This is a genomic window from Paenibacillus sp. SAFN-117, assembly GCF_051966115.1.
GTDB classification, from domain to species: Bacteria; Bacillota; Bacilli; order Paenibacillales; family NBRC-103111; genus Paenibacillus_L; species Paenibacillus_L residui.
Map to the genome: position 1 here is coordinate 26,179 of NZ_JBQCLK010000019.1, position 12,114 is coordinate 38,292.

A 12,114-nucleotide genomic window follows, 5' to 3' on the forward strand; every position below is an offset into this window, starting at 1 on the left:
TCTTATTCAGCTTCTCTTGGTTTAAAGTATGACAGCAGCTCTAACATTAATGGTTTCGTTACGTTCCCTTGGGTCTGAATTTCGTAATACATACCGTCCTTATGGCCGCGCCATAGTTTATCTGAATAGTAACTCCATTCGATTTCTCCTATAATAAAGGTTTCTTTTGGTTGAGGAGGGGCATAATCGAGATCCGGTTCCCTTATTACCGCCTTTCCATTATCAACAAGTGTACTCTTCATTTTGGAAGAGAAAGCAGATTGGGGAAAATTCTCGACATCCCCTTCTTTGTATTGGTAGATAAATAGCACCCCCTGAGTTGAGAAAGAACTACCGTTCTCATGAATATCCGCCTCAGGCAAGCTGTAATAGATAGTTGCCCCCCGATCAGGATCAAATTTAACCAAATTTGCTTCCAAGCGTTCCTCTAAGCCAATGAATTCAGCAAATTCCGGAGCACGTTCCCTTATATTGTCGAGGGCGATTCCTACTTCTGTCGGATCATTTTTGGCATGGTTAATCTGGGAATGATCCGGTTGTACAACTGCCTCTTGTCTTTCTAAGACAATATATGCGCTAAGGAAATTTATTTGGCCTAGAGAAACTTTAACGGCTATTTTTTCACTTTCGTTTACCTTATCTATCTTATATAGAGGAGTGGAGGGTGCAAATTCGTTAGAGTCCCCATCCTGGACCAATTGCCAGTTTCCTGCCCGGAGAACCTCTCCGATTTGTTTGCCAAGTTCGGGTTCCTTTATTTGCTCCCCATTTGCTCTATAATAATGTCCGTCATAGACGACGTATTTGTTATGTTCCTGAGCTTGACTAGCCATGAAATTTGCTGCCCATACAGGTGCGGAAAGAATTCCTCCTATACCTAACGATACTATGAGGCAGCAAGCGACCGCTGCTTGACGCAGTCGTCTACGGCGTTTTAAGGAAATTAAAGTCGCACACTCTCTCCGCTCAGGTAAATTACGCAAAATCGCCTCAATTCCGATACGAACTGATTCCGGTACGGGTTCATATTCTTTCTTAAGATCATGTTTCAACTTTTTATCCAACATGTTTTCGATCATAAATCTTCCTCCTTCTGAACTTTTTTAAGCAGGTCCGCTAGTTGGTTTCTACCCCTATACAGCCTCGATTTCACTGTTCCTTCAGGTATTTCCAGTAATTCAGCAATTTGCTTTAGAGGTAAATCCTCCATATAAAACAGAATGACCGTTGTTTTTAGGTCTGGCTCCAATTCTTGTAGTGCCTCTTTCACATTCTCGAATGATGGTGTTGAAAATTCTGAAGAGCGAACCTTTTCCCCAATCTTATCCATAGGAGTAACTCTTTTTTTGTAAGTCAGGATTCGGTTGCACTCATTAATAAGAATACGGATGAGCCAGGTTTTAAAAAATTTTGCTTCTCTTAACTTGGTTATGGATGAATAAGCTTTAACTATAGCTTCTTGAATAGCATCCATGCTATCTGCTTCCAAATCTAACATTCCTTTGGCTACTCGGTATAAGCTCCCCTCATGGTGGCGGATAAGTCTAACAAAAGCATCCCGATCACCGTCCCTTGCCAGAATTACATCTTGTTCATAAGACAAACCATTACCTCCAATCGTCTTCCTCACTTATTAGATCAACGACCCATCTAAAAAGTTCATGCTGTGCAGTTTTATTTCTATATTTAAATGGAATGATCCTGCACGTTTCAAGGCGGGAATCAAACTGTCAACCAGATCAAGATGGCGTTTGATTCCTCTTTCACCAGTACCTTTTAGCATGAAACCTAGTCCCTTCTTCAGCCGTATATTAGAAGTAACTCCAAAGAAGTGGCTGATAAACCATTGCTGCATCGCAAGTCTGAAAAACTGGGTATCACCGACTTTTTTACCAAGGAGTTAGGAGTTGCTGGTTCTTTTATATTCGCAGTTGCTTACAGGCTCACGTTCTCACCATGTTGATGGCCCCATACTACAAACAGCCGGAAGCGAGGTACCAAGGGATGGATTCAAAGACAAAGCAGTTAATGGATTTTACCAAAGCGAAATTTGGACTGAATAACTATTATTTGCAACGGCATAGATTCGACCGGGAAATTACTCCTACGAATGAAACGGTATATACCCTAAGTATGGAGTGGTTCCCGAATCATGCCGACGGACTACAAGAGGAGGACCTGAACCCGGAAGGCACGGCGGTTATTGAACTCGAAGTTCATCGACAAAAAATAAAAAGCGTTACTTTCGTCAAGGGGAAAACCTATGCGCAAGAGGGTATTGTGTTCCCTAACCGGAATACGCAGGACATTATCCGGTGGGTGGAGGCGGAAACCGGCTTGACCTACGGCAAGCAATTTCAGCTCCGTAAGGAAAAGGAAGGGGAGCTTCATTTTGCGGAATGCTTTGAAGGCGTGGCGGTATCTCCCTCCGGATCCATTGAGGTCAAATGGAACCCGCAGGGCCAGCTTACGTCCTTCTTAGTTTATGGCCAGTTTCCTTCTCATGAGCAGGTTAAACAAGAAACGTATGCCTTGTCTCTGGATAGAGTGGAATCGTTGGCCAAGGAGCAAATAAAGCTGGTGCATTTTCCTTCTCACGAACAAAACAAATGGATTCCCGTTTACGCGGTGGAAGAGGTTTTCGTAACGAATGACGGAGCATCGACAATCCCTTTTGAATTATTAGGAAATGCGCGGTCTTCCGTGCGAATGGACCAAACCATGGTTTGGGACAAGCCCAATGAGCGATCACAAACAGCCTTCGAAGGAAAAGAGATTCACTGGCTGGAGGAGATTACTGCAGAGCAGGCATTTGCCAATGAGCCGTCCCCGGATTCCCTGCCGATCACGGAGGAAGAGCGGGTAGCCTGTGCGCTTGCTGTCAAAGACTTTTTATCACGGGAATTCCCTGATGACACCGGCCAATGGACGCTTAGAAGCTTGCATAGGGAAAAGGGCTGCATTCACGCCACATTAAGAACGGCTCAACCGAACCCATGTGTGTTTCAAAGAAAGCTTGTCGTGCTGCTGGATGCAGACACCTTGCAAGTCCATAACTTTATAGACAATCAACCGCTGCTGGACATGTTTAACTCTTTTGAAGAGGCGGAAGAAGTAAAGATTTCCGGGGAACAAGCGTATGCAAAGCTAAAATCACGCTTCGAGCTGACTCCCTGTTATGTTTACGATGCTCAACAAAAGCAGTATCGTTTATGCGGCAAATTCGACTGCAACTACGGGGTACATGCCGTAAGCGGTGAAATCGTATCATTGAATGAGTTGTAGGACTCGGAACGCTAGTGGCCAGACGTTGTAGTACATGGATCGTTTTCTGGCAGCCAGGAAAATAGGAGCTTTTTCTATACGAATAAAGGGGTATAAATGGGAATGTCGAATCGGGAATCTTCAATGAGTAGCAAATTTCGTCTGGAGAATGTCGGTAAAGAGGAAGACGTTTACGCATCGAACGGAGAAGCAACTTCGGGATTCGGGCCGTTTGTGTTATCTAATGAACCCGTACAGTACCATTTCAGAGAGGAAGACATGAGTCTGGATGAAGCCGAATCCTATATCGAAAATTGTTTAAATAATCTGCCTGACGAAACGGTTGATGAGTTATGCAAAAAAATGTGCGCATGGAAAGATCATCTGCTGACAGATAGTTACCCGGATATGATATGCCCGGATGGTTTGCCGGATGCTCAGGGCAGGGACATCTTACGCTTTATTTCGGTAAGCGATATTTATATCTATAGAAATCCTTATGATCAAAATGACCCTGTATTTGGAGCAAGCATTTTGGCTGGTATGGAATGGGAGTATGAAGATGGTATTGAAATGATTATTAAAGGCAAGGAAGTACTTGAAGTACGAGAGTTTCTAGGTTATGGGGAATATGCCATTTGGGATGAAGGCGATAACGAGTAAAAGTTGCGGAGTTGTATTTGCCTATATTTATTAAAGGCGCAAGCTATAAAATGCTTGCGCCTTTTTATGGTGCGCTACGTGTGGCAATTAATTCGGCGGTGAAAGTCCGCTGTGGGGGCTGGTAGCGGCCAATCAATAATACTGTATCACGTCATTAAATTAGAGACCCGCTATCCGATTTCATTTCAAGGTAGGGTGTAACCCAGGTCTGAATCATAATTTTGGACAAGCCACTTATCTTGCTGTTTTTTTAGTAGAATAATATCTATATTATTTCTTTCTTCGCTATTGAGGAAGCTAGTAATTTTTATCTTTGCCTTCTTTTCGAACTCATCAACTTTTCGTATATGGATAATTTCATATTTTTTTACATCCCCATACCAATGTCTTATATTGATGACCATTTGAGGATTTTTGTTAACTATTAATGTAGAAATTGTTTGGTAATCTTCCCTAATAAAAGCATCATAAAACTTATCTAATGTATTTTTTGCTGCGATATTATGTTTGGCATAGGGGTCTGACATGTAGTTAAATAACAAATAGGCAGAAATTATCAAGATTACGGCAAGAAGAGTTAATATCATTTTTGTAGCATTATTCCTCATAGACGTATATAATTTTCTCCTTATAAAGCAAAGATTTAAGTATGCCAATGAAAGCACAACTACTCACGGGTAAAGTCTACCTGTTTTAACAACGATTTTTTCGTTGTTATTATCTGTATAGTCCACAAGCACATTGTAAGTTTTATATCCACAAAACCATCCAACACTCATATTCACTAAGATCATTACCTTTTCCGATTTTTACCGTATCCCACTCAAATGGATTTGTTTTAGATCCAAGGTACGAGCCGGTGGTTAAATCTTCGGGTGATAATTGCGCCATTGATGTAACCCTTCACTTTACCTTCTTACACTATTTAGACGAATCAAGAAATGGATATATCACTATTTTTTGTTGGCGAAAAGAAAGCTGATTTTGTAACTAATGTCTGAAATTTGCTTTCATAATTAATGACTTCGGTCCTAGTAATTTCCCCATCTTAAAAACACCGGAATATGGTACGATTTGGTTAGGTTTAAGATTCAACAAGAAAATGCAATCAATCTACAGGAGTGAAAATCTAATGGCTTATCAAAATATAGACGGCGTGCGTGTCTGGGGAAGCCCCGATGATGGGGCGCTTGCTCAAGCGAAGACGTGCGCACAAACAGGCAATGTGGTTCAAACTCTTCTGATGGCGGATCATCACAAAGGATACAGTCAGCCGATCGGCGGGGTCGTCGTCTATGATGGGCAAATTTCCCCTTCCGGCGTCGGTTATGATATTGCCTGCGGGAATAAAGCGGTGCGAACCCATTTATATGTGGACGATGTGAAGCCCGGACTGGCCAAAATTATGGATGAAATCGCGCGCAAAATCTCTTTCGGCATGGGGCGTGTCAATAATGAAAAGGTGGATCATGACCTTTTTGATGATCCGGACTGGGCGATTTATAAAGCCATAGGCAAACAGGAGCACGACAAGCTGAAAACATTGGCCCGCGATCAGCTCGGCACAGTCGGCAGCGGCAATCATTTTGTGGACTTGTTTGAAGAAGTGGGAACAGGCCGAGTGTGGATCGCCAACCATTTCGGAAGCAGGGGCTTCGGGCATAAGACGGCGAGCGGTTTTATCAATTTGGCTGCCGGAAGAGATTTTCTAGCCAGCGCTCCCGGAGAGAAGATGGATCAGCCGCCAATACTACTTGATTTGAGCAGCGAGCTTGGAGATATGTACTATCGGGCGATGAAGCTGGCCGGACGTTATGCTTATGCCGGACGGGATTATGTGATTGGGGAAGTTCTATCGATTCTGGGGACGGAAGTGGACCTCGAAGTGCATAACCATCACAACTATGCCTGGAAAGAGACGCATAATGGGCAGGAAGTCGTTGTCGTCCGCAAAGGGGCGACGCCATCCGCACCCGGTCAGGTTGGTTTTATCGGCGGCAGCATGGGGGATATTTCCGTTATCGTGAAAGGAAAGGACAGTGAAGAGAACCGGGAGGCTTATTACAGCACCGTTCACGGAGCCGGGCGAATCATGAGCCGAACCCAAGCCGCAGGCAAAATGAACTGGAAAACCCGCACCCGAAGCGGGGGTCAAATCACTACTCAGCAAATGCTGGAGGCCGTTCGGGCGTTCGGAGTAGAACTGCGTGGCGCAGGCACGGACGAGAGTCCGTTTGTTTACCGGAAGCTTCAGGAGGTGCTGGATGCGCATGCCGAAACGATTGAGGTCCTGCATGTGCTGAGACCGATCGGTGTCTGTATGGCTGGAGCAGATGAATTTGATCCTTATAAGGATTGATGGATTATATGGCAACGTGAAAAAGAGATTTGAATTGTAAAGGGATATCGGAATGCCAAGTGCTGTTCGGAGGTTTGTGAGAAGGCCCGTAATGGTCCTGTAATGGTCCTGGGATAATTGCTCAACGAGAATGAGGTCGGAATTATAAAATAATGCAAATACGGCCGTAACAGGTTATAATAATGAGAACGGGTGTACGACTATTATGATCTGATGAGGAGTGATGTTTGATGAGTTCATCCAAACCATCTAATCCCAAACAGACACCGAAAGTGAAGGAACAGCGGGGGATTTACGATGTGCCCGAGCGCTACGAGATTATTGGCGGAATCCGGTATGATTTTTTATCCTCCCCCAAATATGTACACCAGAAGATATTGACGAATTTTTATCTTGCATTCCACGGGGCATGCAAAGAGGAGGGGGAAATATTGCTCGCTCCGATGGATGTCCATTTCGACGAGGAGAATATTGTACAGCCAGACGTCATTTATATAGCCAACGCCAACCTTGGAATTATCCGCGATGGTTTCGTGTTCGGTGTGCCTGATTTGCTTGTCGAAATTTTATCCAGCAGTACGGGACGAAGAGACAAGACGATCAAGAAAGACTTATATGAGAAACACGGCGTCAAAGAATATTGGCTTGCCGACCCAACCTATCGGACGGTAGATCAATTCGTGCTAACCGAAGGAGAAGGCTATCGGCTTGTGGCAACCTTAACAGAAGAGGATCAACTCCAGTCTCCAACGATTCCTTGTTTGACCATAGATCTTGCCTCGATCTTTCCGGAGAATGATCGGCAATAAATTAACAATAAAGGGCGTAACTTACGTCCTTTTATTTTTATTAACCCTTTTTTCAAATGCTGTGGGGTAAGCCATCATGGCTGTGTTTGAAAATTAAAATTACCCACACGGTGGCTGGCAGACGATCGTAGACGGGCTGTGAGCTCAGGCGGAGCGTACCGGTACTGCCATTCATACGGGCTAATACAAACTGCAGATATGCCGCTTATATTTTCATACTTGGTTATTAACTTCAAAAAAATGACCTTGCGGCATCTTCTTTTTTTTCAGTTTCGCTGCCAAGCTCACACAAAAAAGGCCGCCGAATCGTGTCGGCAGGCCTTGTTCCTCCAATGTATGTAATTACTCCACCAATTTTTTGAGCTCGTCGTGCATTCCGATCCAGCCGCCTCTGGCGCCTCCCAAAGCCTGCTTATTGGAGATCCCGGTTTGTTCGAAATGAAGCTTCACCATTCCGTTGCCTAAATCTTGCAGTGTCCAGGTCACGGTATTCTGCTCGTCTCCGCTGGCCCAAGTGTAGGACAACCGGTTGGGTTCGTCCACGATAAGCACTTCGCAGTCGATAATTCCGTTCCACCATTCGTTCGGCTCGGAGCGGAACTGAAACTGATGCCCGACGATGGGTTTGAAATCATTCGACAAGATCCATTGAGCCAGCTTGTCTGAATCGGTCAAGGCGGACCACAGCTTCTCGATCGAAGTTTTGTACTCGAAATCCAAGGACAACGTCAAACTCATTGTTTTTCCTCCTCCATATTCGTTGGATCAAGCGTTACTTAATTCGTGTCAATCCTATTCCGCAAAGGCCTCTCCTCGTCCACAACCCCCTTGCAACAACAATGTGATTGGAACTCGCATTGGTTGATCGATGAATGCTTCCTAATTGGACACCATTCAGTGCCCTTTTTAGTATATGACACCATTTGGTGTCGTGTCAACACCGTTTAAAACGCCTTGAAAACTTCGAGGCTGCTCGAACATCGCGGAGATATAGTCATGAAATTGCGTCGCCCTGACAGTCGTCCCATGTATAGGAGGGAATAGAATGTCAGAAGATTTTTATTGTGATGAGGTATTAAGTGGAAAGACATCTGTGAATAAAGTTTACGAGACGGAAAATGTGCTTGGCTTATCATCATACACGCCCAACTTTTTCGTTTACATTAACTTCGAAAGACACCGTTGGCCGACTTTCCGCACGTTATGGCTACAGGAATATGGAGCCGAAGAATTGCTATCGCCGACAGAATTTGAGAGACTTCCTTCCCTGTTATGGTTGATACTTGAATTGGAATTTTACTTATTAGACCATTGAGTTAATGAAGAATAGAAGATGCCAAAAAGGACCCAAAGTCAATGCTGCTGAACCATGTGCCATTCCCGATTGATAAGAACACAGCCCCTGATTTGGATAGTCTGAGAGATTTCCTGGATACCGCGCCTAAAGCCTCGAAGCTTGCATTGTTTAGGGATATTCAGCTAAATTATATTTTATGGGATGACGAGCCGTTGTGCTCCGTAGTTACGGAAGAAATGATTAAAATGGGGCTTGCGGATGAAGCCGCGCGGATTTGGAAGTCTGGTTGATGAAAAGGACTTGCAACCGTGGTCAGGTGATATTTCGTAATAAATGAAATTGGCTCAATCTCAAAATCAGTGCTTGATTTTCTACCTGCGGAATAACTAACTGGTCATCTGCCCGGCTCCCATCCGGTTTCAATCTCGCTAACGAATCTGGGTAACGTTATTGATTTAAAAATGATGCCGTTTCAAATATAACGAAACTCACAATCGTTATTTGGGCGAAATCCTGCTCCATAGCCTTCTTTTTTGGTCAATAGCGATATGGAGTTTCGTAAGAAAATGGAAAAGAGCCGTTTTGCCCGAATAACGTTTCCAGGTTTCGTAACAAAATGCATTTTGTTTACCCCATACTCCGCCGCACACGTTGGAGTGAAATGTTACCCCGCCACATCCTGCTTCATAAAGAGCAGCGCATGATCGGATGGCCCAACATCAAAACCAATATGTTCAACCCAATCCTATGCCCGTTATATAGTTATTATGGAGCCACGGATTTCTTTCAAGCACTGATTATGGTTTTGAGCCATTAAATTTTTATAAAATTTTTCCAAAATAAACATGATATGGAAATGGTTTGAGGTACGCAAAGGGCGGCCGGCAATGACGGTTGCTAAGGTTGCAGGCAGCGCACCAAGCTTTATTCATATCCACGGGGGGAATCTTTCTTGACCATATGGGATTGGCTCGCTGCTGCGGTCAATTTTGGAGTATTGTTCTGGTTGGTATGGGATCGGAATGTTTCTCGGGCCAATGCGGCCATGGCGGCGGCGGGGGCCATCGCGGTTACTCTGCTGCACATATCGACCGGCGGTTGGCGCTGGCAGATGGTTCCGATTTACATTGCAGCCCTGCTAGCGCTCGGGTGCTGCTTCTCCGGGCGAGCCAGGCGAAGCAGCACCCGAAGGAGGCTTGTCATGGCAGTGCAAAGCCTGGCGTTGTTCGTTTTTGCCGGCGTCTCGATTGCATTGCCGCTGCTGATGCCCGTCTTTTCATTTGTTTCGCCTAACGGACCTTATGCGGTCGGTACCACCGTCTATCATTGGGTGGACGAGAACCGCAGTGAGCCGTACAGCGACAATCCTGAAGACCGGCGTGAACTGATGGTGCAGGTGTGGTACCCGGCCGGGCAAGCGGAAGGCAAGCGTTCCCCCTATACCCGATATCCCAAAGAGGTAGCCGCGGGGCTGGGACAAACATTCTCTTTGCCTGGTTTTGTCTTCAGCCATCTGGAGAATGTGGTTACTCACTCCCACGAAGAGGGGAAGCTTGCCGCCGGGGAGGAAAGATTCCCGGTACTGCTCTTTTCGCATGGCCTGACCGGTTTCCGGAATCAAAACACGTTCGAAGTGGAAGAACTGGCCAGCCATGGATATATCGTGATCGGTATTGATCATACTTATGACGCGGCGGCTACTGTGTTTCCGGATGGACGTGCGGCTCTGATCCGGTTCGCCAATCTTTCCGGCTTCACGAGGCTTGATGAGCATATTGAGCTATGGAAGGGCGACATCCGATTTGTGCTGGATATGCTGGAGCGGCTGGATACGGAAGACGATCGGTTTGCAGGTCGGATGGATTTGGTGCGAATCGGTATGTTCGGTCATTCCTATGGAGGAGCTACGGCAGTTCAAACGCTGATGGAGGATGAGCGAATCAAGGCGGCAATTAACATGGACGGCACGCTGTACGGCGATGTCGCGCCGGAATCGGGTGTCGGCAAGCCGCTTTTCATCATGAGTGCAGAACAGAGCGTGGACAAGGAACTCTACGACAAAATGGCCGAGGTCGCGGCCGAGACAACGGGAAGATCGAGAGAAGATCTTGAACAGTCGTGGCAGGAGACCGTCAGGCGCCGGGAACGGGCGTTGTCCGGCGGCGGTTTTTCTATTGTTATTCCGAATACTTCGCATATGAGCTTCACGGATTTTCACTTATTTTCCCCGTTGCTGAAGAATAAAGGAGAGGATCCAAGGAGCGTTCACCGGATGATCAACGATTTTTCGCTTGCTTTCTTTGACCTTTATGTCAAGAAGCTTGAAGGAGCGCGAGAAACGTTGGATAGCGTTGCGGCCAAGTATAAGGAGGCCAATTTTACCGCACATCCTTAAGGCTTATTTTGTCTTTTATGGCTTTTTAATTGTAGCCGTTGTAGGCGGTTTGGCGTGTGCCATTTTGACTTTTGACCCAAGGCCGATTGTGCAAATTTCTCCGGATGGAATTGGGATAAGATCTTTTGTTTTTATCGAAGAATTCGTACCCTGGAACGAGGTTGTCGGAACCCGGAATGAAGTATACAAGAACCGGGTAGGGGTAGGCGTACGGGTAACCGTCTCTGCAAATTTATTTAGAATTTACCGGCCCAATAAGCGCTCCCTGGCAATCAATCTCACCTTGTTAAATAAGCGTGGAGACGGGTTTAACAAGGCCCTCTCGAATTATATGGAAGTTTAGGGACTCAAAATTTGAATAGAGGAATACGATAGAGGAGGGACGCTTGTCCCTCCTTGCTTGCTGTTGAGACGATGTCGGGAACAGAAATGTTTCTTCAACCAGGCTCCAAATTCCGCAGGGAAATCAACACCTTAACGTTCGCTAACGTTTCATCGCTAAAATAATGGACAGGTCTATTTCTTCTGTGAAGATTCCGCTGTTGTCTATGCGTAATAGAGCTTTTTCCAGTTCCTGTTCGAAAGAAGCAGCCCGGTCGCCAAGGAAACGCCTGGAACCGTAGGAAGTGGAATACAGGTTGCCAATGATGGACTGGATCGTCCACTGCTGTTCATACGTTGGCAGACGATGAACTTCTAATTCAAATCGAGATTGCGCAACGATCTCCTCGTGACTAATTTGTGGGTGGGAGTATGTCGTGTTTCCCGCTCTTCTTTCTTCTCCATACCATAATTTGATGATCTTCTGGAGCTCAGCTTGCCATGGCAGCGGCTCTTTATGCGGGGCATAATGATCAATAATGGCGACTCCGCCATCTAGTTGGATTTTGTTATATAAATCGTCGAGCACCGCTTTTCTATCCATCCAATGAAACGCTTTGGCGATCGTGACTACCCGAAAGATTTCGTTAGTATTCTGCAAGTAGCTTTCCGCATCGGCCGTAATCCACTTGATGTTATCGATCCTCGCTTCCTCACTTCTCCTCAAGGCTTCGTCAATCATTTCTTGCTCACTGTCTACGCCAACCAGCCTCTCGAACCAATCGGAGAAGCGCATCATGAGTTGACCGGTTCCGCACCCCAAATCAAGCATATTGCCTTGGCCATCGAGAGAAAATCGGTTCACGATCCACCGCACCAGTTCAGACGGGTAAAGCGGGCGGTACGCAGAATAATAAGATGCGGTTCCTTTAAATAACTCATGACCGTAATTTTTCATCGTAACACTCTCCTCAGATCGACACAGCGATCATTTTTGCGCGATCAT

Annotated in this window: 11 protein-coding genes and 1 pseudogene; 7 read left to right on the plus strand and 5 right to left on the minus strand. The window is 45.5% G+C overall.

What is annotated here, in order from left to right:
- Positions 1–2: 2 nt before the first annotated feature.
- Positions 3–1,079: a DUF4179 domain-containing protein gene (locus ACTHRH_RS13755; protein ID WP_379288846.1), complete on the minus strand. Its 1,077-nt coding sequence runs from the start codon at positions 1,077–1,079 to the stop codon at positions 3–5.
- Complete coding sequence (locus tag ACTHRH_RS13760) at positions 1,076–1,603, minus strand: sigma-70 family RNA polymerase sigma factor (protein ID WP_440416035.1); 528 nt, start codon at positions 1,601–1,603, stop codon at positions 1,076–1,078. Before ACTHRH_RS13760 ends, ACTHRH_RS13755 begins: the two co-directional genes overlap by 4 nt.
- A 401-nt stretch (positions 1,604–2,004) precedes the next feature.
- Here ACTHRH_RS13760 and ACTHRH_RS13765 point away from each other — a divergent pair, with 401 nt between their 5' ends.
- Positions 2,005–3,285, plus strand: a complete 1,281-nt coding sequence (locus ACTHRH_RS13765) for a hypothetical protein (protein WP_440416037.1) — start codon at positions 2,005–2,007, stop codon at positions 3,283–3,285.
- A gap of 102 nt (positions 3,286–3,387) precedes the next feature.
- Positions 3,388–3,927, plus strand: coding sequence for a DUF6985 domain-containing protein (locus ACTHRH_RS13770; RefSeq protein WP_379287883.1), 540 nt, complete (start codon positions 3,388–3,390; stop codon positions 3,925–3,927).
- A 185-nt stretch (positions 3,928–4,112) separates the two neighbouring features.
- Here ACTHRH_RS13770 and ACTHRH_RS13775 read toward each other — a convergent pair whose 3' ends face one another.
- On the minus strand, positions 4,113–4,514 hold the full coding sequence (locus ACTHRH_RS13775) for a hypothetical protein (RefSeq protein ID WP_440416039.1): 402 nt from the start codon (positions 4,512–4,514) through the stop codon (positions 4,113–4,115).
- A gap of 545 nt (positions 4,515–5,059) precedes the next feature.
- On the opposite strand from ACTHRH_RS13775, the gene ACTHRH_RS13780 reads away from it, so the two are divergent.
- The gene (locus tag ACTHRH_RS13780; RefSeq protein ID WP_379287881.1) at positions 5,060–6,286 is read left to right on the plus strand and encodes an RtcB family protein; all 1,227 of its coding nucleotides are present in this window, start codon (positions 5,060–5,062) and stop codon (positions 6,284–6,286) included.
- Between the two features lie 230 nt (positions 6,287–6,516).
- Positions 6,517–7,095: a Uma2 family endonuclease gene (locus ACTHRH_RS13785; protein WP_440416042.1), complete on the plus strand. Its 579-nt coding sequence runs from the start codon at positions 6,517–6,519 to the stop codon at positions 7,093–7,095.
- Between the two features lie 342 nt (positions 7,096–7,437).
- On the opposite strand, the gene ACTHRH_RS13790 is transcribed toward ACTHRH_RS13785, so the two are convergent.
- Complete coding sequence (locus ACTHRH_RS13790; RefSeq protein WP_379287879.1) at positions 7,438–7,833, minus strand: SRPBCC family protein; 396 nt, start codon at positions 7,831–7,833, stop codon at positions 7,438–7,440.
- A 307-nt stretch (positions 7,834–8,140) separates the two neighbouring features.
- On the opposite strand from ACTHRH_RS13790, the pseudogene ACTHRH_RS13795 reads away from it, so the two are divergent.
- From ACTHRH_RS13795 to ACTHRH_RS13805, 3 genes and pseudogenes are all read left to right on the plus strand, one after another.
- Positions 8,141–8,249 (plus strand): annotated as a pseudogene (locus ACTHRH_RS13795) (HIT family hydrolase); the annotation flags it as partial.
- A gap of 202 nt (positions 8,250–8,451) precedes the next feature.
- Positions 8,452–8,682 (plus strand): hypothetical protein, encoded by a 231-nt coding sequence (locus ACTHRH_RS13800; RefSeq protein ID WP_440416044.1) that lies wholly within the window; start codon positions 8,452–8,454, stop codon positions 8,680–8,682.
- Between the two features lie 662 nt (positions 8,683–9,344).
- Positions 9,345–10,787, plus strand: a complete 1,443-nt coding sequence (locus ACTHRH_RS13805) for an alpha/beta hydrolase family protein (protein WP_440416046.1) — start codon at positions 9,345–9,347, stop codon at positions 10,785–10,787.
- A gap of 484 nt (positions 10,788–11,271) precedes the next feature.
- Here ACTHRH_RS13805 and ACTHRH_RS13810 read toward each other — a convergent pair whose 3' ends face one another.
- Positions 11,272–12,066: a class I SAM-dependent methyltransferase gene (locus ACTHRH_RS13810; RefSeq protein ID WP_440416048.1), complete on the minus strand. Its 795-nt coding sequence runs from the start codon at positions 12,064–12,066 to the stop codon at positions 11,272–11,274.
- Positions 12,067–12,114 lie beyond the last annotated feature (48 nt).

Excerpts from the sequence above, each read along its gene's own strand:
- ACTHRH_RS13765 (WP_440416037.1), top strand. The coding sequence starts at position 2,005 with ATGGATTCAAAGACAAAGCAGTTAATGGATTTTACCAAAGCGAAATTT.
- ACTHRH_RS13780 (WP_379287881.1), top strand. The coding sequence starts at position 5,060 with ATGGCTTATCAAAATATAGACGGCGTGCGTGTCTGGGGAAGCCCCGAT.
- ACTHRH_RS13785 (WP_440416042.1), top strand. The coding sequence starts at position 6,517 with ATGAGTTCATCCAAACCATCTAATCCCAAACAGACACCGAAAGTGAAG.
- ACTHRH_RS13775 (WP_440416039.1), bottom strand. The coding sequence starts at position 4,514 with ATGATATTAACTCTTCTTGCCGTAATCTTGATAATTTCTGCCTATTTG.
- ACTHRH_RS13770 (WP_379287883.1), top strand. The coding sequence starts at position 3,388 with ATGTCGAATCGGGAATCTTCAATGAGTAGCAAATTTCGTCTGGAGAAT.
- ACTHRH_RS13810 (WP_440416048.1), bottom strand. The coding sequence starts at position 12,066 with ATGAAAAATTACGGTCATGAGTTATTTAAAGGAACCGCATCTTATTAT.
- ACTHRH_RS13800 (WP_440416044.1), top strand. The coding sequence starts at position 8,452 with ATGCTGCTGAACCATGTGCCATTCCCGATTGATAAGAACACAGCCCCT.
- ACTHRH_RS13755 (WP_379288846.1), bottom strand. The coding sequence starts at position 1,079 with ATGATCGAAAACATGTTGGATAAAAAGTTGAAACATGATCTTAAGAAA.
- ACTHRH_RS13790 (WP_379287879.1), bottom strand. The coding sequence starts at position 7,833 with ATGAGTTTGACGTTGTCCTTGGATTTCGAGTACAAAACTTCGATCGAG.